The organism is Variovorax sp. J31P179, assembly GCF_030316985.1.
Lineage (GTDB): Bacteria > Pseudomonadota > Gammaproteobacteria > Burkholderiales > Burkholderiaceae_C > Variovorax > Variovorax ginsengisoli_B.
Map to the genome: position 1 here is coordinate 547,621 of NZ_JASZYL010000002.1, position 20,109 is coordinate 567,729.

Below are 20,109 nucleotides of genomic sequence, written 5' to 3' on the forward strand. Positions count from 1 at the left end.
GGTGAACGGGCCATCGAGTGCGCAGTGTGGAGGGGGCCTCCCCTATTGGCTATCGGCCATGCGACGTATGGCGATCGATGGCCTCGGCGCGGCCGATCAGCAGCCACGCGCTCACCGCGCTCAGCAGGGCAAGGCCGGCACACAGCAGCATGACGCAGCGAAAGCCGGAGACGAATGCCGCGTTGATGGTGTGCCGCAGCGCCGCCGCCACAGCCGGGTCGGCACCCGGCGGCAGCGTGGCGCCGGCCAGCTGGCTGCGCTGCGCCCGCACGAAGGCTGCCGCCTCGGGCGAAGCCCCCATGTCGAGCAGGCCCTGGCCCAGGCCGGCGTCGAAGGCCCAGGCCATGACGACGCCGAAGACCGCGATCGCCAGTACCGCGGCGGCGCGCGAGACCGCATTGTTGACGCCCGAGGCGATGCCCGCGAGCTCCGGCCCGACCGCGTTCATGACGGTGGTGGTGAGCGGCGCGACGGTCACGGCCATGCCGAAGCCGAGCACCACCACCGCCGGGAAGAACGAGGTCCAGTAATCGGCGCCGACGCCCGGCAGTGCGAACAGCGCGAACCCGGCGGCGGCGATGGCGGGGCCCACCACCAGCGGCAGGCGCGCTCCGATGCGGTCGACCAGTTGCCCGGCCCAGCTCGACAGCGCGAACATGATCAGGATGAACGGCAGCAGCGCCGCGCCGGCGACGGTGGCCGAGTAGCCCTGGACCTGGATCAGGTTGAGCGGCAGGAAGTAGAGCCCTCCGCCGAGCGCCGCATAGAGCAGCAGCGTCAGCAGGTTGGCGCCGCCGAAGTTGCCGACGCGCATCAGTCCGAGCGGCAGCATCGGCGAGCGCACGCGCAGCTCGACCATCACGAAGGCCACGCTGGCCACGATGCCCGCCAGCAGCGCGAACGGCACCGAGGGCGCGCGCCAGCCCTGTGTCGGCGCCTCGATGAATGCATAGACGATGCCCCCGAGCGCCACCGTCGCCAGCGCCGCGCCCCAGGGATCGAGCCGCGCCGAAGCCGCCGCGCCGCCGCGGCTCTCGGGCACGTGGCGCCAGACGATCAGCAGCACCACGGCCGCCATCGGCAGGTTGACCAGGAAGGCCCAGGTCCACGAATAGTGGTCGACCAGGAAGCCGCCCACCACCGGTCCGATGGCCGCCGTGATGCCGCTGAACCCGGACCAGGTGCCGATCGCCCGGCCGCGCTCCTTCTCGGGGAAGGACGCGCTGATGAGCGCCAGGCTGCCGGGCACCAGCAAGGCGCCGCCGATGCCCTGCACCGCGCGCGCAGCGATCAGCTGCGAGACGTCGCCCGCCAGCGCGCAGGCCATCGAGGCCAGTGCGAACAACGCGACCCCGAGCGCGAAGATCCTGCGGCGTCCGAAGTGATCGCCGAGCGCGCCGCCGACCAGCAGCAGCGCGGCCAGGAACAACGCATAGGACTCGACCACCCATTGGGCCTGGAAGGCGCTGGCATGCAGGTCGGCCTGGATCGCCGGCAGCGCGACGTTGACCACGGTGCCGTCGATGAATGCCATGCTCGATCCGACGATGGCCGCGGCGAGCACCCAGGGCCGCGAAGCCGGCGGGCAGTCGGCGGCCTCGCAACCGTGCCGGATCAGGCTGTCGTCACCGGGAGGCTTTCCGATCTGCGGCATCGCCAAAGTATGAGGCCGCGCGCAGTACCGGACAATCGCCGCTCCATGACACGCTACCAGGCCCTGGCCGCCGAGATCGCCGAATCGATTCGCACCGGGGTGCTGCACCCCGGCGACCGCCTGCCCTCCGTGCGCCAGGCGCGGGCCAGCCGCGGCGTCAGCCCGTCGACCGTGTTCCAGGCCTACTACCTGCTCGAGGCCCAGGGCCTGATCCGGGCCCGCGAGCGCTCCGGCTACTACGTGGCCGAAGGCGCCCGGCAACTGCCGCCCGAGCCCGAGGCTGCCTCGCAGCCCGAGGACGACGCCGTGCCGCTCGATGTCAGCGAGCATGTGTTCGAGATCCTCGAGTCGACCATGGTGCGCGATGTGGTGCCGCTGGGCTCGGCCTTCCCGAGCCCGCTGCTGTTTCCGCTCGCCCGCCTCGGCCGCATCATGGCCTCCAGTGTCCAGAACCTCGATCCATGGAGCACCGTGGACGACCTGACGCCCGGCAACGCGCGGCTGCGGCGGCAGATCGCACTGCGCTACCTGGCCGACGGCGTGCAGGTCCACACCGACGAGATCGTCATCACCAACGGCGCCCTCGAGGCGCTGAACCTCTGCCTCGCCAGCGTCACGCGGCCGGGCGATGCGGTGCTGATCGAATCGCCGACCTTCTATGCCGCGCTGCAGGCGCTCGAGCGACTGGGCCTGGAGGCGATCGAGGTGCCGACCCATCCGCGCGAAGGCATGGCGCTCGACGCGCTCGAGCGCGCGATCCAGCGCCATCGGCCCAAGGCCTGCTGGCTCATGACCAACTTCCAGAACCCGCTCGGCAGCCTGATGCCCGACGCAAAGAAGAAGGCGCTGGTCGAGTTGCTGGCCCGCCACCAGGTGCCGCTGATCGAGGACGACGTCTACGGCGAGCTCTATTTCGACGACAAGCGGCCGCTGCCGGCCAAGGCCTTCGACACGCAGGGCCTGGTGATGCACTGCTCGTCGTTCTCGAAGTGCCTGGCGCCCGGCTACCGCATCGGCTGGGCGGCGCCGGGACGCTTCACGCGGGCGGTGGCCCGCGCCAAGCTGACCACCACGCTGGGCGCCTCGGCGCCGACCCAGAACGGACTGGCGACCTACCTCGAGAAGGGCGGCTTCGACAAGCACCTGCGCAAGCTCCGGCGCGCGCTGGCCGGGCAGCAGACCCTGCTGGCGCAGGCCATCGCCGAGCACTTCCCGCCCGGCACCCGTGCCACCCGGCCGGCGGGCGGCTATTTCCTGTGGGTCGAGATGCCCGGGCACGTCGATGCCCTCGAGGTGCATCGGCAGGCGCTCGCCCAAGGCATCAGCGTCGCCCCGGGGCCGATCTTCTCGGCCCAGCGCGGCTTCACGAACTGCCTGCGCCTCAACTACGGCCATCCGTGGGACGAACGCGCCGAGCAGGCGATCGCGACACTGGGCCGGATCGCGAGCCGGCGCCCCGGGGCCGCGTGATAGATTGCGCGGCAGGACGTTTCCCGCGAAACGCCTGCCCGAACAAGAACGCAAGAGGAAACGGAATGGGACCCTGGCTGGCCAGGATGCTGAAGCGCACCGCGCTGTTGCTGGGCATCGTTTTCGTCACACTGCTCGCCGTGCGCACCTACGATGTGCAGCGCGGCCCCCCGCTCGAGCCGTGGCACACGCACGTGCCGCACGAACTGTCGGGCGCGCAGATCCGCCAGGCCGACTGGCCGGCCTGGCTGGCGGCCGAGAACGCGACGTTCGACGAGGTCCGGCGCGAAGTCACCGACAAGCTGCCGCCGGAACTGCGCACGCCGTCGAACCGCTATTTCGACGGCAGCCCGATCTACCCGGGTCACTTCCGACAGGACTGGAACCGCTCCTACACGCTCGATCCGCAAGGCCCGCCCAAGGGCGTGGTGGTGCTGCTCCATGGCCTGACCGATTCCCCCTTCAGCCTGCGCCACGTGGCCACCTTGTACCGCGACCGCGGTTTCGCGGTCGTCGCGATCCGCATGCCGGGCCACGGCACCGTGCCGGCCGGGCTCACCCACGTGCCATGGGAAGACTGGTCGGCCGCGACCGAGCTCGCGGTGCGCGAAGCACGCCGCCGCGTGCCGGCGCCGCTGCCGCTGCACGTGGTCGGCTTCTCGAACGGCGGCGCACTGGCGACCAAGTACGCGCTCGATGCGATCGACAACCCGAAGCTGGCGCGGCCCGATCGCCTGATCCTGATCGCGCCGATGATCGGAATCACCGAGCTGTCGCGCTTCGCCGGCGTGTTCGGCTGGCCGGCGATCTTTCCGGCCTTCGCCAAGGCGGCCTGGCTCGGCATCGTGCCGGAGTTCAACCCCTTCAAGTACAACTCGTTCCCGGTCAACGGGGCGCGCCAGTCGTCGCTGCTCACGCGCGACCTGCAGGCCCACGTGGCCCGCGAGGAGCGCGACGGGCGGCTCGACCAGATGCCGCCGACCCTCACCTTCCAGTCGCTGATCGACTTCACGGTGAGCACCCGCGCGATCGTCACCGGTCTCTATGCACGGCTGCCCGCGAACGGCAGCGAGCTGGTGCTGTTCGACCTCAACCGCAGCATCAAGTTCGGGCCGCTGCTGCGCTCCGGCAGCGACCTGCGGCCCGACCGGGTGCTGCCGCCGGCGCCGCGGCGCTTCCGCACGACCCTCGTCACCAATGCCGACGTCCACAGCCGGCAGGTGGTCGAGCAGGTCACTGAGGCCGGCGCCACCACGGTCCAGACGCGGCCGATCGGGCTCGAGTTTCCGCTCGAGGTGTTTTCGCTCTCGCACCTGGCGCTGCCGTTTCCGCTCACCGACCCGCTTTACGGCCTGCGGCCCGACGACAGCGACGATTTCGGCGTCAACCTCGGGGCCCTGGCGATGCGTGGCGAGCGCGGCGGCCTGATCGTCAGCCTGGATTCGCTCACGCGGCTGTCGTCGAACCCGTTCTACGATTTCATGGCCGAGCGCATCGCGCAGACCCTGCCGCCGCCCTGAGCCGGTGCGCTACCGGGCCCGCGTGCGCAAGGTGCTGCAGACCGCGGCCACCGCCGCGCAGCAGGCGGCCAGGCCCAATGCGATCACCTGGCCTTTGCCGTCGTGCGGACTCCAGACGCTGAAGATGCCGGCCAGCAGCACGGCGCCCAGGGTCTGGCCCGTGAGCCGCGCGGTGCCCAGCATGCCGCTCGCCGCGCCGCTGCGCTGGGGCGGCGGCGTGGTCACGATGGTGTGGTTGTTGGGCGACTGGAACAGGCCGAAGCCGGCGCCGCACAAGACCATGCGCCAGACGATGTCGGCGTTGCCCGGCTGGGCCGGCAGCGCCGCCAGCAGCGCCAGGCCGGTGGCCAGCATGGCCAGCCCGATGCCGCCGAGCAGTCCGTCCGGACAGCGGCCGATGAGCCGGCCGGCGATCGGCGCCATCACCACGATCGCCAGCGGCCAGGCGGTGATCAGCAGGCCGGCCTCGAAGTGCGAGCGGCCATAGGTGTCGAGCAGCAGGAACGGCAGCGCGATGAAGGACAGCATCTGGGCGCAGAAAGCGCCGACCGAGGTGCCCATCGAGAGCGCGAACACCGGGATGCGCAGCAGGTCGACCGGGAACAGCGGCACCGCCTGCGCGGCCTGCCGCCGCAGGTAGACGAAGCCGACCACCAGGCCGGCCAGCAGCAGCAGCCAGGCCATCGGGCTGGCGCCCTGCCCGGCCTCGCCGCGCACGCCCAGCCGGTCGGCGCCGACGAAGACCAGAGAGAACATCGCCACGTTGAGCGCCACGTCCAGCAGCGAGAACCGCACCCCCGACGCCTTGGCCTCGTTGAACGGCAAGGAACGCATCCCGAGCACCAGCACCAGCGCCCCCAGCGGCACGTTGAGCGCGAACAGCCAGGGCCAGGAAGCGATCGACAGGATGCCGGCCGCCACCGAAGGGCCCGCGACCGAGGCGGTGGCCACGACCATCGAATTGATCGCCATGCCGCGCCCGAGCTGGTTCCGGGGGTAGATCAGCCGCACCAGCGCCGCGTTGACGCTCATGATGCCGGCCGCGCCGAGCCCCTGCAGCGCCCGGCCCGCGATCAGCATGCCGAGCGAATGCGACAGGGTCGCGATCAGCGACGCCGCCGCGAACAGGGCCATGCCCGTGAGGTAGACCCGGCGATAGCCGATCCGGTCGCCCAGGGAGGCCAGCGGCAGCAGCATGACCAGCGCGGCGATCTGGTAGGCGTTGACCACCCAGATCGCGTGCGCCGGGTCCGCCTGCAGCTCGCGCGCGATCCCGGGCAGCGCGAGGTTGACGATGGTGCCGTCGAGCACCGCCACCGCGATGCCGAGGATGACCACCACCATCGCGTGGCGGCGCTGCGGCTGCGGCAGGCCATCGCGTGCGGTGTGGACGGCCTGGCCGACGGGGATGGACGACATCGCTCAGCCGGCCTGCCCGACGGGCTGGCGCCGGCCATCGAGCGTGAGCCAGGTCAGCGCCACCGCGATCAGCGCGCCGCCCGCCATGCCGGTCACCATCGGCAGCGGCCGGCCGTCGGTGAACAGCCCGACCACCGCCATCACCACCGCACCGGTCAGCATCTGCAAGGTGCCGAGCAGCGCCGACGCGGTGCCGGCGATGGCGCCGTGCTTCTCGAGGGCCAGCACCGAGGTGGTCGGAATGACCAGGCCCATCAGGCCGCTGGCGATGAAGTACAGCACGATCAGCACCGCCAGCCGGTCGCCGCCGGCGGCGAAATGGGCGAACATGGCCAGCATCACCGCGCCGCAGGCCGCGACGCCGGTCTTGACCACCCGCTCGATCCCGAAGCGCTCGCACAGCGGGCCGTTGAGCTGCGCGGCGGCGAAGAAGGCGGCCGCATTGACGCCGAAGGCCACGCTGTACATCACCGGCGACAGCCCGTAGTGGTCGATCATCACGAAGGACGAGTTCGCCAGGTAGGTGAAGAATCCCGCCATGGCGAAGGCACCGATGAAGACCAGCCCGAGGTAGTGGGTGTCGCGCAGCAGCACGCCGTAGGCGGCCAGCGCGCTGCCCAGGCTGCTCTCGACCCGCTCCTCGGCCGGCCGGGTCTCCTTCAGGACCATCGCGATGGTCGCCAGTCCGACCACGGCCGCCAAGGTCACCGACCAGAACACGCCGCGCCATCCGGTGAAGGCGATCACCGCGCTGCCGGCCAGCGGCGCCAGGATCGGCGACACGCTGAAGACCAGCATCAGCAGCGACATCAGCCGCGCCGCGTCGGTGCCGGTGTGCAGGTCGCGCACCACGGCGCGCGGGATGGCCATGCCGGCCGCGGCGCCCAGGCCCTGGACGAAGCGCAGCGCGATCAGCATCTCGATGCTGGTGGCCAGCGCGCAGCCGATGCTGGCCAGCGCGAACAGGCCCAGGCCGAAGTAGAGCGGCGGCTTGCGCCCCACCATGTCGGACACCGGTCCGTAGAGCAGTTGCCCGACGCCGAGCGAGATGAAGAAAGCCGTGAGGCTCATCTGCACCGGCCCGATGCCGGCCTGCAGGCTGCTGCCGATCTCGGGCAGCGCCGGCAGGTACATGTCGATCGCGAACGGGCCGATGGCCGACAACAGGCCGAGCACGAGCGCGATCTTGAAGAAGCGCGAAGAAGTCATCGCCCGATTGTCGCCAAGGCGGCGATGAACCGTCGGCAGCGCGACGCGTCGGCCTGTGCTAGGCCTCAGAACAAATCACCGCTTTCGCTGTCCGGCCTGGCACCTTCGATGGCCAGCATCCGGAGCTTCGCCGCCGCACCGCCGTGGGCCGAGAAGCCGCCCCAGCGGCCGCCGGCGGCGAGCACCCGGTGGCAGGGCACCACCGGTGCGAAGGGATTGAGGCCGAGCGCCTGCCCGACCGCGCGCGCCAGGCCCTTGTCGCCGAGCTCGGCCGCGATGTCGCCGTAGGTGCGGGTGCGCCCGGGTGGAATGCGGCGCGCGATCTCGTAGACGCGCCGATGGAAGTCGCTGACACCTTCGAGATCGAGCACGATCTCGGCCAGGTCGAGCGCTTCGCCGGCCAGCAGGCCGCGGATGCCCTCGATCGCCGGCACCACGTCGGCTGGCGCGTCCTGCTCCGGCCAGTTCGGAAAGCGCCGCCGCATGCGCGCCCGCGTGGCGCCCTCCCCGCCCTCGGGCAACTGCACGCCGGCGATGCCGCCCGGCCCCCAGGCGATGCCGCAGGCGCCGATCGCCGTGGCGAAGAGCGCGAAGCCGTTCGGGGCCATGGCCACCGCCCTGTCTCTATGTCAGGCCGCGCACTTCGCAGTGGGCTGGCCCGCAGGGGCGGGAACGCTGGCCGCGATGGCATCGGCCAGCCGCGACGTGAGGCGCTGGGCGCCCTGGGCCAGGGCGTCGAAGCCGCCGCCCACGGGTTCCGACAGCGACAGCCGGCAGCCGGTCGCCGACCCCTCGTCGGTGCGGCGCACCGTCCAGGTGAAGCTGGCATCGACCCGCTTGCCCTCGATGGCGTCGAACTGCTCCAGCTGGACCGCGATGCGCGTCGCCGGTTGGCCGCGCTGGCGGCCGGACTTGGTGACGTCGACCGCGCCCAGCCGGCTGGCAATGCCGCTGCCGAGGCTGTCGCGCAGCTCGTCCTCGAACGAGGACGACCAGCGGTGCTGCTCGAGGATGTCGACCGCCGGGCTGTCCGGCGCATCTTTCTTGCGCACCACCAGCTGCGGCCGGGCGAAGCGCTCCGGCATGGCGATGGGGGCCAGTTCGATGTAAGCCGGCGCGCCGCCCGCCGACATCGGCGCCCGGGCCGGCGCCGCGCTGTCTGCCAGGCTGTAGTACTGCGGCCCGCCGCTGCTGCCGCAGGCGGCCACGAGCCAGGCCGCGCCGAGGGCTGCGGCCGCGAGCCGGAAGTGGGTCGTCTTCATTTCTGCTTGTCCTCCGGCTTGCCGCGGATCAGGGATTCGGGGTGGCGCTCCAGGTAGTCGGTCAGCACGCGCAGCGACCCCGCCGCGCGCGTGACTTCCTGCAGGGTCTGGCGCAGGTCCTGCTGCAGCGGTGCATCGTCGGCGATGGTCTTCTCGGCCGAGCGCAGGGTCTGGCGCACGTCCTTCAAGGCCGCCGCCATCTCGGGCGTGACGTCGTTGTTCAGGCGCCTGGCGAGCTGCTCGGTGCTGTTGAGGGTCTTGTCGAGGGAGGCCAGGCTCTTGCGCAGATCGGCACCGATCTCCTCGAAAGGCACCTGGTTGAGCTTGCGCGCGATGTCGGCCACCTGCGACTGCAGCTCGTCGAGCCGGTTGGGCTGGGTCGGCAGCTCGAGCGGGACCTGGTTCGGCTCGAGCTTCGCCGGCTTGGCGTCGTTGAAGAAATCCATCGCCACGTAGACCTGGCCGGTCAGCAGGTTGCCGGTGCGCAGCTGGGCCCGCATCCCCTTGCTGACCAGCAGCTGCCAGCGCTGGAACGACGAGATGCGAGCGTCCGGATCGGTGGCGGAACGGCGCCGCATGCGGTCCGGGTAGACCTGGATCACCACCGGCATCCTGAAGGCGCGCTCGCCCCGGTCGAATTCGACCCCGATCGACTTGACCTCGCCGATCACGACGCCCCGGAAGTCGACCGGCGCGCCGGGCGACAGGCCGCGCAGCGACTGGTTGAAGTACAGCAGCATGGTCTGCGAAGGCCCGTCGGGTTCCTTCATCGCGGTGGTCTCGTCGCTGGCCAGCACGAAGGCGGTGTTCTCCCCGGCGACCGGCCCGTTCTGGTCGTCGGGCGCCTGGAAGGCGATGCCGCCGATCAGCACCGTGATCAGGGACTGGGTGCGAACCTTCAGGCCGCTGGCGTTCAGGTCGATGTCGAAACCACTGGCATGCCAGAAGCGCGTGTTGACGCCGACGAACTTCTCGTAGGGCGCGTTGATGAAGACCCTCAGCGTCACGCCGTGGCCGTCGGGGTCGAGCTCGTAGGCCGCGACCTGGCCCACCTTGATGCGGCGGAAGTACACCGGCGAGCCGATGTCCAGCGAACCGACGTCGCGGGCCCGCAGCAGGAACTGCCGCCCCGAATCGTCGCGGGTGACGATGGGGGGCGTCTCGAGCCCGGTGAATTCGCCCGAGGTTTCTTCCGAGGTGCCGGCATCGACGCCGATGTAGGCGCCAGAAAGCAAGGTGCCCAGACCGGAGATGCCCGAGGTGTCGAGCCGCGGGCGGACCACCCAGAATCGGGTGTCCTGCGCCGTGAATGCGCTGGCTTCCTTCTTGAGCTGCACCAGCACCCTGACATGCGAACGGTCGGTGGCCAGTCGGATGTGCGTGACGGTGCCGATCTGCACGTCCTTGTACCTGACCACGGTCTTGTTGGCCTCGAGGCCTTCGGCGCTCTTGAAGGTCAGCACGATCTCGGGGCCACGGTCCATCAGGATGCGCGCCACCAGCGTCATGCCGACCAGGGCCGCCACGACCGGGATCAGCCAGATCAGGGACGGCAGCCAGTTGCGCCGCCTGACGACCTTCGGCGCAGCCCGGGGCGGCTGCGGCTCGGGTCGGGTGCTTTCGTCATTCATATCGGTTCATTGTCCATTTTCATTTCTTCCGCCAGGGCATCCGGGCCGGTGTCCCAGGTCAGGCGCGGATCGAAGCTCAGCGACGCCAGCATGGTGAGGACCACCACCGCGCCGAAGGCGGCGATGCCGACCCCGGCCGTGATCTCGGCAAAGCCCTGGATGCGCACCAGGCCGGCCAGCAGCGCCACCACGAAGACGTCGAGCATCGACCAGCGCCCGATCACCTCGAGGATGCGATAGAGCTTGGCCCGTTCGAGCTGCCGCCAGCTGCTTCGGCGCTGCGCCGTGATGTTGAGCAGCACCAGCGCGGTCAGCTTGAACAGCGGCACCAGGAAGCTGGCAACGAAGATCAGCGCCGCCAGGCCGTAGGCGCCCGAGACCCAGAAATAGATGACGCCGCTCAGGATGGTGTCCTGCTGGGTGCCCAGCAGGCTCTTGGTGATCATCACCGGCAGCAGGTTGGCCGGCAGGTAGAGGATCGCGGCGGCGACCAGGTAGGCCCAGGTGCGGTTGATGCTGTCGGGCTTGCGCGCATGCAGCCGGGTGCCGCAGCGGTCGCAGGCTTCGCCGTCCTGCGCACCTTGCCAGGTGGTGCCGCAGCGGTGGCAGGCCACGAGGCGCAGGGCGGCCGCGGTCTCGACGCCGGGGTCGCTCATCCGTCCTGACCCGGCCGCGGCTCGAACGCCATTTCCCAGAAGGTCCGGGGGTTGAAGGACAGCACCGCCGTCAGCAGCACCGTGAGCCCCACGAAGGCCCAGAGCGCCGGACCGGCGATCACCTGCGCCATGCTGCTCAGCTTGATGATCGCCACCAGCACACCGAGCAGGAACACTTCGATCATGCCCCAGGGACGCAACGCCACCAGGGCGTTCACGAGCACCCCGAAACCCGCCGGCCGCCGCTCGTAGCGCATCGGCACCAGCAGGTAGAAGAGGATGCACAGCTGGAGCAGCGGGAACAGCAAGGTGGTCGCGAGCACCAGCAGCGCCACCGGCGACATCCCACCCGCGCTCAGCGCCACCACCGCGCCGGCCAGCGTGGTCTCGTTGCTGAGGCCCTGCAGTTCGATCTCGACGATCGGGAACAGGTTCGCGATGGCGAACAGGATCAGGCAGGCGACGGTGAGCGGCAGCACGCGGGCGCTCTGGTCGCCGGGATGGCGGTCGAGCTCGGTGCTGCAGCGCGGGCAATGCGAGACCTCGCGCCGGCGCAGCCGCACGCGGCGATAAACCGCGTCGCAGCCTTCGCAGACGATGGCGTCGGGGACTTCTTTCATGGATTTGCGCAGCTATTGTCAGGCAAGCGCAAAGCCGCTGCTGCAGCCTATTCGCCGGCGGTCTCTTCCACCGGCTCGCGGCCGTTCAGCGGCTGGATCGGGCGATGATTGTCCCGGAACAAGTGGCGGAAGGCTTCGATCTGCGCCCGCGACATCTCGATCGGGCGCTCCAGCACCACCCAGTGCACCTGCTCGGTGCACGGCGGCGTGGTCAGCGAGCCGGTGTACAGCAGCGCCTTGTGGTCGGCCGGCAGCACGGCGGCAAGATCGATCCCGAGGTCGTGGGCGGCGTCGCCAGCCTTCGGCGGCTTGGCGAAGACCGGCGCCAACGCGTTGTTCTTGCGGCCGGCCTTGATCATCACCCCGATCACCGTGATGGCGCCGTCGGCACTCTTGTTGACCAGGTGCATCTCCATCGGGAACGCACGGCCGTCGAGGTGATGTTCGCTGGGCGTGTGGAAATGGAATTGGGCCAGGCGATATTCGACACCTTGGTAGACGACCTTGTTGTCCGCCGCGCCGTCCAGGTCCAGTTCGAGGGTGTGGCCGTTATTGACCAGCCGACCCGCGGCCTTGCCGTAGCGAATCTCGGCATCGTGTTGCGCCAGCGCCTTGGCCTTGGCTGCAGGCAGGTCGACCGGCGACTGCTGCTGCCCGGTCTTGCAGGTCGCGTTGTCGGGGGCCAGCGCGGCCCACTCGGAGGGACCGGTCTTGCCGGCGTAGGACCAGTGCGCGTGTTCGAGCGCGGAGGCACCGGCGCAGAGACCGACGGCGAAAAGCCCCGCGATCGCGGGGCGAAGAAATGAAGTCATGATTGTCTTGGAGGATAGGGAAGAGCTGTCGGTTCCGGAGTCGGAACGCAGGCGCCGGAGGCACCCGACGATTTTCCGCCCGCCGCGCGCCCGGTCCGCGAAGGCGAGACGCCGACGATTCCTTTATTGCCAATGGAAATTTCCGAAAGCCGCAGGCGCAAGGCGCGGCCGCCCATCGGCCAGGACGTGGGCCGAGAGAAAGTCCAGCAGCGCCCGCACCCGTGCCGGCAAGCGTCCGGGCTTGCCCAGGTAGACGGCATGGATCGGCGCGGTGTCGCCCGGGTTGAAGTCCTCCAGCACGGGCACCAGCCGGCCGGCATCGAGGTCGGCCTGCACTTGGTAGAGCGATAACCGGCCCAGGCCGACGCCCGCCAGCAGCAGCGCGCGCAGCGCCTCGCCATCGCCGGCCCTGACGTTGCCGTTGACCGGGATGTCGACCACCCTGCCGTCGACCGCGAGCGGCCAGTCGGGCACGCTGCGCCGGTAGGTGAAGCCGAGCCGGTTGTGCGCTTCGAGCTCTTCCGGCGTGTAGGGCGTGCCGTATCGGGCGAGATAGGCGGGCGCGCCGACGATCGCCTGTCCGGTGGCGCCGAGTCGCCGGGCCACCAGATCGGACGGCGGCAATGCGCCCCAGCGGATCGCCACGTCGGCGCGCTCCTCCATCAGGTCGACCACGCGGTCGGTCAGCACGATGTTGAGCGTGATCTGCGGGTGCAGTTCGAGAAAGCGCGGCACCAGCGGGATCAGCACCTGCTGCCCGAAAGGAACGCTGGCGTTGATGCTGACCCGGCCGCTCGGTGCCGCGCCGGCTGCGGCGCAGCGCTCGGCCTCGTCCATGTCGGCCAGGACGCGGACGCTGCGCTCGTAGAACAGCTGGCCTTCGGCCGTCAGCTGCAGCTTGCGCGTGGAGCGGTGCACCAGCTGGGCGCCGAGACGCGCCTCGAGCCGCCCGATCAGCTTGCTGACCGCGGACGGGGTCATTCCCAGGGCGCGGGCGCCGGCCGAGAAGCTGCCGCGATCGACCACCTGCACGAAGGCTTCCATCTCGCCGGAACGGTTGACCTCGGAGCGGGGCATTTGTGACTTCGATTCACAGGAGCATGTCGGATCGGCATTCTATTCATGCCGCCGCGGAACCGGCACAGTCATGGCCATCATGCCCATCGCCCTCCTCGCCCTCACCGCCGGTGCCTTCGGAATAGGCACCACCGAATTCGTCATCATGGGCCTGCTGCTGCAGGTGTCCGCCGATCTCCAGGTCTCGATCGCGGCTGCCGGCCTGCTGATCTCGGGCTACGCGCTCGGCGTCGCGGTCGGCGCGCCGCTGCTGACCATCGCCAGCCGCCGCCTGCCGCGCAAGACCGTGCTGCTCGGGCTGATGGCCATCTTCACGCTCGGCAACATCGCCTGCGCCATGGCCGGCAGCTACGAGTTGCTGATGGCTGCGCGGGTCGTCACCTCGCTGGCGCACGGCACCTTCTTCGGCGTCGGCTCGGTGGTCGCCACCGGCCTGGTCCCGCCGGAGCGCCGCGCCTCGGCGATCGCCGTCATGTTCACCGGGCTCACCGCGGCGACGCTGCTCGGCGTGCCGGCCGGAGCCTGGCTCGGCCTGCATTTCGGCTGGCGCTCGACCTTCTGGGCGGTGGCGCTGATCGGGGTCGCCGCCTTCGCGGTGCTGGCGCTGTTCGTGCCGCGCGGCCGGGCCGACGCCGCGCCGGCCGCGCTGCGCGACGAACTCGCCGTGCTGGCCCGGCCGCAGGTGCTGCTCGGGCTGGCGATCACGGTGCTGGGCTTTGCCGGCGTGTTCGCCGTCTTTACCTACATCCAGCCGCTGCTGACCCGCGTCACCGGCGTGTCGGAGGCGGCGGTGTCGCCGATCCTGCTGTTGTTCGGCGGCGGTCTGGCCGTCGGCAACCTGCTGGGCGGCCGGCTGGCCGACCGTGCGCCGATGCCGTCACTCCTGGGTTCGCTGGTGGCACTGGCCGCGGTGCTCGGCGCTATGCGGTGGCTGGTTCACACGCCCTGGACCGCGGTGGTGTTCGTGCTGCTGCTGGGCATCGCCGCCTTCGCCACTGTCGCCCCACTGCAGCTGCGCGTGCTCGACAAGGCGGCGGGCGCCGGACAGAACCTGGCCTCCAGCCTCAACATCGCGGCCTTCAATCTCGGCAACGCACTGGGTGCCTGGGCCGGCGGCGTCGTCATCGAGCGCGGGCCCGGCCTGCAGGCGCTGGGCTGGGTGGCGGCGCTGCTGACCCTGGCCGGGCTGGCGATCGCGCTCTGGAGCCGGGCGCTCGATCGACGGCTTCCGGCGGGCGCCGCCACCGCCTGCGCCTGAACCGCACCACCCTTTTTCACACCCACGCACACAAGGACGCACCATGGAATACCGCTATCTTGGCCACTCCGGCTTCAAGGTCCCGGCCCTCGGCTTCGGGGCCGGAACCTTCGGCGGCGAAGGCCCGTTGTTCAGCGCCTGGGGCAACACCGATGTCGCCGGGGCGCGCCGCATCGTCGACATCTGCCTCGACGCCGGCGTCAACCTGTTCGACAGCGCCGACGTCTACTCCAGCGGCGCTTCCGAATCGATACTCGGCGCGGCCATCCAGGGTCGGCGCGACAAGGTCATCCTGTCGACCAAGCTCGCTCTGCGCGCCGGCGACGGACCGAACGACGTCGGCGCCTCGCGCCATCATCTGGTCCAGGGTGTCGACGCCGCGCTCCGGCGCCTGGGCACCGACACCATCGACCTGCTGCAACTGCATGCCTTCGACGCCATGACGCCGGTCGAGCAGGTGCTGCGCACCCTTGACGACCTGATCCGGGCGGGCAAGGTCCGCTATATCGGCGCTTCGAATTTCTCGGGCTGGCAGCTGATGAAATCGCTGGCGGCGTCCGATCGGCTCGGGCTGTCGCGCTATGTCGCCAACCAGGCCTACTACTCGCTGGTCGGCCGCGACTACGAATGGGAACTGATGCCGCTCGGGCTCGACCAGGGCGTCGGTGCGATCGTCTGGAGCCCGCTCGGCTGGGGCCGCCTGACCGGCAAGATCCGGCGCGGCCAGCCCTGGCCGGCGGCGAGCCGCCTGCACGACACGGCCGGCGCCGCGCCGCCGGTGGACGACGAGCGCCTCTACCGCGTGGTCGACGCGATGGACCAGGTGGCCAAGGAAACCGGCAAGACGCTGCCGCAGATCGCACTCAACTGGCTGCTGCGGCGGCCGACCGTCTCGTCGGTGCTGATCGGGGCGCGCGACGAAACGCAGCTCAGGCAGAACCTCGGCGCGCTGGGCTGGGAGCTCACGGCAGACCAGATCGCACGGCTGGATGCTGCCAGCGCCACGACGCCACCCTACCCTTACTACCCCTACTGGAACGGCCAGTTCGCGGAGCGCAGTCCGGTCGCCGTGCAGCCGCGCTGACGTTCCGCCGACTAGAGCGCGACCAGCGGCTCGAAGCCGCCCCAGAACATGCGCTTGCCGTCGAAAGGCATCGACTTCGGGTCCATCATGCCGGCCAGGCGCGGGTCGCTCATGGCCTTGGCGTTGACTTCGTCGCGGTGGTCGCGCGACTCGAAGACGATCCACGAGAACACCACGATCTCGTCGTCCTCGAGCTTCACGGCCTGCGGAAACGAGGTGTGCTCGCCGGCCTTCACGTCCTCGGCGATCCACTCGCGGTATTCGAGCGCGCCATGCTCGCGCCAGACCGAACCGGCGAGCGCCGCCATCTGGCGGTAGGCATCGATCTTGTTCTTCTTGAGGGGAAGCACGTAGCCGTCGACATAGGCCATGGAAGGTCTCCTGGGTGTGGATCGAACTTACACAGAACCGTACGGTTCAGTATATGCATTCCCGGGCGGCAGCCAAGTCCCGCATCTGGATGAGGGATTGCGAGATGGCCGATGCGACGGCCGGATCGCGCAGAATTCGGTCTCTCATTCTCGCGGGTGGTTCCATGTCGTCTGAGCTGGTCCAAGTCCTCGCCCTGCTGGGCGTCGCGATCGCCATGTTCATCTCGGGCCGGCCGCGCCTCGACGCCGTGGCGCTGATCATGATCGTGCTGCTGCCCATGACCGGCATCATCGACATGAACGAGGCCCTGGCGGGGTTTTCGGATCCGAACATCGTGCTGGTCGCCGCCCTGTTCGTGCTCGGCGAAGGCCTGGTGCGCACCGGCGTGGCCCAGCACGTCGGCGACTGGCTGGTGAAGCACGGCGGCAGCAGCGAGACCCGCCTGCTGGTGCTGCTGATGCTGGCGGTCGGCCTGATGGGCTCGTTCATGAGTTCCACAGCCGTGGTCGCGATCTTCATTCCGATCGTGATCCGCATCGCCCAGCAGACCGGTGTCGCGGCCGGCCAGCTGCTGATGCCCGTGAGCGTGGCGGGCCTGATCAGCGGGATGATGACCTTGGTCGCAACCACCCCCAACCTGATCGTCAACAGCGAGCTGATGCGCCACGGGGCCGAAGGCTTCGGCTTCTTCACCATCACGCCGATCGGCGTGCCGGTGCTGCTGCTCGCGATCGCCTACATGGCGGTGGCCAGGCGGCGCCTGCGCGGCGAGAGCGGCTCGACGAGCGGCGGCCGGCCGAGCCTGAACGACTGGGTGGACCAGTACAAGCTGCACGACCGCGCCTTCCGCCTCGCGGTGCAAGCCGATTCGCCGCTGGTGGGGCGCAGCCTCGAAGGCCTGGGACTCGGCCCTGCCTCCGATGCCCACGTGATCGCGCTCGAGCGCCAGCACACGCTGCGGCGCGAGGTGCTGCGGGTCTCGGCCGACACCGAGATCCGGGCCGGCGACATCCTGCTGCTCGACGTCGAGTCGAAGGACTTCGACGTCCCGGCCCTGTGCGAGCGCTATGCGCTGCACCGTCTTCCGATCTCCGGCGCCTACTTCACCGACCAGTCGCGCGACGTCGGCATGGCCGAGGCGGTGATCCCGGTCGACTCGACGCTGGTCGACACCACCGGCAGCGAATCGCGCCTGCTGGCGCAGCACGGCCTCACGGTCGTGGGCTTGCGCCGGGGCCGGGTCACCCACGCGCACGGCCTGGAGAGCGCGCGCCTCAAGGTCGGCGACACGCTGCTGCTGGTCGGGCCGTGGCAAGCCATCCGGGCCCTGCAGACCGACGGCCACGACCTGGTCGGCCTGAGCCTGCCCCAGGAAGGCGGGGCGCTGCTGGCCGCGCCGCGCCGCGCGCCGCACGCGGTGTTCTGCCTGCTGCTGGTGATCGGGCTGATGCTGTCGGGCGCGGTCCCCAACGTGCAGGCGGCGATCGCCGGCTGCCTGCTGATGGGCCTGTTCCGCTGCATCGACCTCGACTCCGCCTACCGGGCGATCCACTGGCGCAGCCTGATCCTCATCATCGGGATGCTGCCCTTCTCGCTGGCGCTGCAGCGCACCGGCGGCATCGACCTGGCGGCCGACGGCCTGCTGGCGCTGGTGGGCGGCTACGGCATCCGTCCGGTGCTGGCCTGTCTGTTCGTGCTGAGTTCGCTGATCGGCCTGGTGATCGCGAACACCGCCACCGCGGTGCTGATGGCGCCGGTCGCGCTGGCGCTGGCCAAGCATCTGGACGCATCGCCCTACCCGTTCGCGATGATGGTGGCGCTGGCCGCGTCGGCCGGGTTCATGACGCCGATCTCGTCGCCCGTCAACACGCTGGTCAGCACCGCCGGCAACTACAGCTTCGGCGATTTCGTCAAGATCGGCCTGCCGCTCGCGGTGATGGTGGGCGCCGTGGCCGTGCTGCTGGTGCCCTGGCTGCTGCCGCCCTAGACCCACCCCTCTCCCCCAGGTTGGGCTCACTTCGTGTAGCCCGCCCACCCCCTCGCCGGGGGCAACCCCAGCGGCCCGGCAAAGCCGGTTCCGAGGGGTTTCCCGAAGGGGCCTCGCTGCGCGGGCCGACTTCAGTTCGCGCGCAATTGGGCGCGCAGGTTGGCGCCGATTTCCGGCCGCTCCAGGAAGGGGTCCGCCGGGTTCGTGATCGACACGATGTTCTCCATCCGGCTCTTCACGTTGCCGAGCGCCTTCGGGTGGCTGAAGACGTAGAACTGGTTGGCGGTGATCGCATCGAACACCATCTGGGCAACCTCGGCGGCGCTGACCTTGCCGCTGCTGACCGCCTTGTTGCTCATCGCCTGGCCGATCAGCTGGCTCTTGGTGAGCGCACCGCCGGCCAGCGCGCCCGGGCGATTGCGTTCGCTCTGGGTGATGCCGGTGGGCACGAAGTACGGGCACAGCAGGCTCGCGCCGACCTGGTCGGTGACCAGCTTCAGGTCCTGGTAGAGAGTCTCGGTGAGGCTCACGACCGCGGCCTTGGCCGCGTTGTAGATGCCCATGTTGGGCGGCGTCAGCAGGCCCGCCATGCTGGCGGTGTTGACGATGTGGCCGCGGTACGCCGGGTCCTTGGCCGCCGCTTCCAGCATCATCGGCGTGAACAGGCGCACGCCGTGCACCACGCCCCACAAGTCGACGCCGAGCACCCATTCCCAGTCGGCGACGCTGTTCTCCCACACCAGCCCGCCGGCGCCGACGCCGGCGTTGTTGAAGACGAAATGCGGTGCGCCGAAGCGCTGTTGCACCGCCTTGGCGAGTGCTTCCATCTGGGCCGCGTCGGCGACGTCGACCTTGCGCGCCAGCACCTGCGCGCCGGCGGCTTCCATCTCGGCCTGCGCCCGGTCGAGCGCATCCTGCTGGACGTCGACCAGCACGAGGTTCATGCCGCGTGCCGCGCCGATGCGCGCGCATTCGAGGCCGAAGCCGGAGCCGGCGCCGGTGAGAACGGCCGTCGTGCCCTTGAAGTCCTGGATCATTTGCGCGTGTCCTTTCGTCTCTTGTGTTGGGTTTGGCGTTGAGGCGCTATTGAAATACGAAACCGGCGAAATCGGAGTCGCGCAGGTGCTTCACGCTCAGGGGGACACCGCCCGCAACACATACCCGATTCGCGGAAAGTGCACATGCACCGTGCCCGCGCGCGGATCGGTGCGGCGCAGCGTGTAGTGGGTGCGCGTGGCCGCGACCAGTTCGCCCTCGGTGGCCTCGGGCCCGAAGCTCTCGGCGGCGATCGTGACAGGCGAGCCGAGCGCGATGCCGTGCTCGTCCTGGAAGGTGCTGTCGGACAGCAGCGTGTGGGGGGTCGACGCGGTCGCGACCTCGAGCGCCCGGGCGGCATCGAAGACTTCCATCGTGCCGTGGCCGATGGCCGCCATGCGGTCCATCCAGTCGCCCACGGCGGGCGTCAATTGCAGGATGCCAGCCATCGAGGGCGTGCGCTTGCGCGTGAACCACAGCGGGTGGTAGCAGGCGAAGTCGGCCACGGTCGGGAAGGCACCCAGCAGGTAGTCGGTGTCGTCGAGCATGTCGGACAGCCGGCGCAGGTACGACTTGTACGCCGCGGCGGCATCCGCCGGCCGCAGCCTCACCATGTTGCCGCTCATCGCGCGACGGTCTTCGGTGAAGGCCTTGACCACCTCCGGGGGCGCCTTGCCGAACATGTCGGCCGCGCCCTTGGGGCTGAAGTTGTAGGCCATCGCGGCCCAGAAGAGCGTGCTGTCGGCCCATTGCGCGAGCACCCGCGCCAGGCCCTTGCCCGGCTCCGGGTAGATCGACGGCAGCGGCGCCAGGTGTTCTAGCACGTCGCAGATCAGCGCCGTGTCGCAGTAGATGTCGGCGCCGATCTGCAGCACCGGCGTGCGGCGGTAGCCGCCGGTGAGCGCGACCAGGTCGGGCTTGGGCGCGATCTGCGGAATGATCACGGACTTCCAGGCCAGCTTCTTGTAGCCGAGGATCAGCCGCAGCTTCTCCGAGAAGGGGGAGGTGGCGTAGTGGTGGAGGATCAGGTCGGCCATGGGGTC

General features: G+C 70.0%; 18 protein-coding genes. 5 read left to right on the forward strand and 13 right to left on the reverse strand.

The features are described from left to right. Window positions 1-49: 49 nt before the first annotated feature. Window positions 50-1,654, reverse strand: a complete 1,605-nt coding sequence (locus tag QTI17_RS07000) for an MFS transporter (protein ID WP_286531903.1) — start codon at window positions 1,652-1,654, stop codon at window positions 50-52. Between the two features lie 45 nt (window positions 1,655-1,699). Here QTI17_RS07000 and QTI17_RS07005 point away from each other — a divergent pair, with 45 nt between their 5' ends. Further along, on the forward strand, window positions 1,700-3,124 hold the full coding sequence (locus QTI17_RS07005; protein ID WP_286531904.1) for an aminotransferase-like domain-containing protein: 1,425 nt from the start codon (window positions 1,700-1,702) through the stop codon (window positions 3,122-3,124). Window positions 3,125-3,189: 65 nt separating this feature from the next. Continuing rightward, window positions 3,190-4,644 carry an alpha/beta hydrolase gene (locus tag QTI17_RS07010; protein ID WP_286531905.1) on the forward strand — a complete coding sequence of 485 codons (1,455 nt, stop codon included), beginning with the start codon at window positions 3,190-3,192 and terminating at the stop codon, window positions 4,642-4,644. A gap of 9 nt (window positions 4,645-4,653) precedes the next feature. Here QTI17_RS07010 and QTI17_RS07015 read toward each other — a convergent pair whose 3' ends face one another. The 9 genes from QTI17_RS07015 to QTI17_RS07055 all read right to left on the reverse strand — a co-directional run bounded on the left by QTI17_RS07015 (window position 4,654) and on the right by QTI17_RS07055 (window position 13,330). After that, entirely contained in the window at window positions 4,654-6,063 is a 1,410-nt protein-coding gene (locus tag QTI17_RS07015; protein WP_286531906.1) for an MFS transporter, read from the reverse strand. A gap of 3 nt (window positions 6,064-6,066) precedes the next feature. Next, window positions 6,067-7,272 carry a multidrug effflux MFS transporter gene (locus tag QTI17_RS07020; protein ID WP_286531907.1) on the reverse strand — a complete coding sequence of 402 codons (1,206 nt, stop codon included), beginning with the start codon at window positions 7,270-7,272 and terminating at the stop codon, window positions 6,067-6,069. A gap of 65 nt (window positions 7,273-7,337) precedes the next feature. Further along, a complete protein-coding gene (locus QTI17_RS07025) occupies window positions 7,338-7,880 on the reverse strand; it encodes a methylated-DNA--[protein]-cysteine S-methyltransferase (RefSeq protein WP_286532163.1) in 543 nt (180 codons plus the stop codon). A 21-nt stretch (window positions 7,881-7,901) separates the two neighbouring features. Then, on the reverse strand, window positions 7,902-8,534 hold the full coding sequence (locus QTI17_RS07030; RefSeq protein ID WP_286531908.1) for a PqiC family protein: 633 nt from the start codon (window positions 8,532-8,534) through the stop codon (window positions 7,902-7,904). Further along, the gene (locus QTI17_RS07035) at window positions 8,531-10,165 is read right to left on the reverse strand and encodes a PqiB family protein (RefSeq protein WP_286531909.1); all 1,635 of its coding nucleotides are present in this window, start codon (window positions 10,163-10,165) and stop codon (window positions 8,531-8,533) included. The genes QTI17_RS07030 and QTI17_RS07035 overlap by 4 nt, the downstream gene beginning before the upstream one ends. Then, window positions 10,162-10,821: a paraquat-inducible protein A gene (locus tag QTI17_RS07040; RefSeq protein WP_286531910.1), complete on the reverse strand. Its 660-nt coding sequence runs from the start codon at window positions 10,819-10,821 to the stop codon at window positions 10,162-10,164. Before QTI17_RS07040 ends, QTI17_RS07035 begins: the two co-directional genes overlap by 4 nt. After that, window positions 10,818-11,441 carry a paraquat-inducible protein A gene (locus QTI17_RS07045; protein WP_286531911.1) on the reverse strand — a complete coding sequence of 208 codons (624 nt, stop codon included), beginning with the start codon at window positions 11,439-11,441 and terminating at the stop codon, window positions 10,818-10,820. Before QTI17_RS07045 ends, QTI17_RS07040 begins: the two co-directional genes overlap by 4 nt. A gap of 47 nt (window positions 11,442-11,488) precedes the next feature. Next, a complete protein-coding gene (locus QTI17_RS07050; RefSeq protein ID WP_286531912.1) occupies window positions 11,489-12,253 on the reverse strand; it encodes a carbonic anhydrase in 765 nt (254 codons plus the stop codon). Between the two features lie 123 nt (window positions 12,254-12,376). Next, window positions 12,377-13,330: a LysR substrate-binding domain-containing protein gene (locus QTI17_RS07055; RefSeq protein ID WP_286531913.1), complete on the reverse strand. Its 954-nt coding sequence runs from the start codon at window positions 13,328-13,330 to the stop codon at window positions 12,377-12,379. A gap of 79 nt (window positions 13,331-13,409) precedes the next feature. Here QTI17_RS07055 and QTI17_RS07060 point away from each other — a divergent pair, with 79 nt between their 5' ends. Together QTI17_RS07060 and QTI17_RS07065 are read left to right on the forward strand one after the other, a co-directional pair. Further along, on the forward strand, window positions 13,410-14,588 hold the full coding sequence (locus QTI17_RS07060) for an MFS transporter (RefSeq protein WP_286531914.1): 1,179 nt from the start codon (window positions 13,410-13,412) through the stop codon (window positions 14,586-14,588). Between the two features lie 43 nt (window positions 14,589-14,631). Further along, the gene (locus QTI17_RS07065) at window positions 14,632-15,672 is read left to right on the forward strand and encodes an aldo/keto reductase (RefSeq protein ID WP_286531915.1); all 1,041 of its coding nucleotides are present in this window, start codon (window positions 14,632-14,634) and stop codon (window positions 15,670-15,672) included. 11 nt (window positions 15,673-15,683) lie between these two features. Here QTI17_RS07065 and QTI17_RS07070 read toward each other — a convergent pair whose 3' ends face one another. Beyond that, window positions 15,684-16,043 (reverse strand): DUF1428 domain-containing protein, encoded by a 360-nt coding sequence (locus QTI17_RS07070; RefSeq protein ID WP_286527607.1) that lies wholly within the window; start codon window positions 16,041-16,043, stop codon window positions 15,684-15,686. 164 nt (window positions 16,044-16,207) lie between these two features. On the opposite strand from QTI17_RS07070, the gene QTI17_RS07075 reads away from it, so the two are divergent. Continuing rightward, on the forward strand, window positions 16,208-18,031 hold the full coding sequence (locus QTI17_RS07075) for an SLC13 family permease (RefSeq protein WP_286531916.1): 1,824 nt from the start codon (window positions 16,208-16,210) through the stop codon (window positions 18,029-18,031). Window positions 18,032-18,162: 131 nt separating this feature from the next. Here the strand turns inward: QTI17_RS07075 and QTI17_RS07080 are convergent, their stop codons facing one another. Both QTI17_RS07080 and QTI17_RS07085 read right to left on the reverse strand, forming a co-directional pair. Continuing rightward, window positions 18,163-19,068, reverse strand: a complete 906-nt coding sequence (locus QTI17_RS07080) for an SDR family oxidoreductase (protein ID WP_286531917.1) — start codon at window positions 19,066-19,068, stop codon at window positions 18,163-18,165. Window positions 19,069-19,164: 96 nt separating this feature from the next. Further along, window positions 19,165-20,103, reverse strand: coding sequence for a glutathione S-transferase family protein (locus tag QTI17_RS07085; RefSeq protein WP_286531918.1), 939 nt, complete (start codon window positions 20,101-20,103; stop codon window positions 19,165-19,167). Window positions 20,104-20,109: the final 6 nt, after the last annotated feature.

What these genes read in the sequence shown, in the direction of transcription:
- QTI17_RS07000 (WP_286531903.1), bottom strand. Translation starts at nt 1,654, where the DNA reads ATGCCGCAGATCGGAAAGCCTCCCGGTGACGACAGCCTGATCCGGCAC.
- QTI17_RS07005 (WP_286531904.1), top strand. Translation starts at nt 1,700, where the DNA reads ATGACACGCTACCAGGCCCTGGCCGCCGAGATCGCCGAATCGATTCGC.
- QTI17_RS07010 (WP_286531905.1), top strand. Translation starts at nt 3,190, where the DNA reads ATGGGACCCTGGCTGGCCAGGATGCTGAAGCGCACCGCGCTGTTGCTG.
- QTI17_RS07015 (WP_286531906.1), bottom strand. Translation starts at nt 6,063, where the DNA reads ATGTCGTCCATCCCCGTCGGCCAGGCCGTCCACACCGCACGCGATGGC.
- QTI17_RS07020 (WP_286531907.1), bottom strand. Translation starts at nt 7,272, where the DNA reads ATGACTTCTTCGCGCTTCTTCAAGATCGCGCTCGTGCTCGGCCTGTTG.
- QTI17_RS07025 (WP_286532163.1), bottom strand. Translation starts at nt 7,880, where the DNA reads ATGGCCCCGAACGGCTTCGCGCTCTTCGCCACGGCGATCGGCGCCTGC.
- QTI17_RS07030 (WP_286531908.1), bottom strand. Translation starts at nt 8,534, where the DNA reads ATGAAGACGACCCACTTCCGGCTCGCGGCCGCAGCCCTCGGCGCGGCC.
- QTI17_RS07035 (WP_286531909.1), bottom strand. Translation starts at nt 10,165, where the DNA reads ATGAATGACGAAAGCACCCGACCCGAGCCGCAGCCGCCCCGGGCTGCG.
- QTI17_RS07040 (WP_286531910.1), bottom strand. Translation starts at nt 10,821, where the DNA reads ATGAGCGACCCCGGCGTCGAGACCGCGGCCGCCCTGCGCCTCGTGGCC.
- QTI17_RS07045 (WP_286531911.1), bottom strand. Translation starts at nt 11,441, where the DNA reads ATGAAAGAAGTCCCCGACGCCATCGTCTGCGAAGGCTGCGACGCGGTT.
- QTI17_RS07050 (WP_286531912.1), bottom strand. Translation starts at nt 12,253, where the DNA reads ATGACTTCATTTCTTCGCCCCGCGATCGCGGGGCTTTTCGCCGTCGGT.
- QTI17_RS07055 (WP_286531913.1), bottom strand. Translation starts at nt 13,330, where the DNA reads ATGCCCCGCTCCGAGGTCAACCGTTCCGGCGAGATGGAAGCCTTCGTG.
- QTI17_RS07060 (WP_286531914.1), top strand. Translation starts at nt 13,410, where the DNA reads ATGCCCATCGCCCTCCTCGCCCTCACCGCCGGTGCCTTCGGAATAGGC.
- QTI17_RS07065 (WP_286531915.1), top strand. Translation starts at nt 14,632, where the DNA reads ATGGAATACCGCTATCTTGGCCACTCCGGCTTCAAGGTCCCGGCCCTC.
- QTI17_RS07070 (WP_286527607.1), bottom strand. Translation starts at nt 16,043, where the DNA reads ATGGCCTATGTCGACGGCTACGTGCTTCCCCTCAAGAAGAACAAGATC.
- QTI17_RS07075 (WP_286531916.1), top strand. Translation starts at nt 16,208, where the DNA reads ATGTCGTCTGAGCTGGTCCAAGTCCTCGCCCTGCTGGGCGTCGCGATC.
- QTI17_RS07080 (WP_286531917.1), bottom strand. Translation starts at nt 19,068, where the DNA reads ATGATCCAGGACTTCAAGGGCACGACGGCCGTTCTCACCGGCGCCGGC.
- QTI17_RS07085 (WP_286531918.1), bottom strand. Translation starts at nt 20,103, where the DNA reads ATGGCCGACCTGATCCTCCACCACTACGCCACCTCCCCCTTCTCGGAG.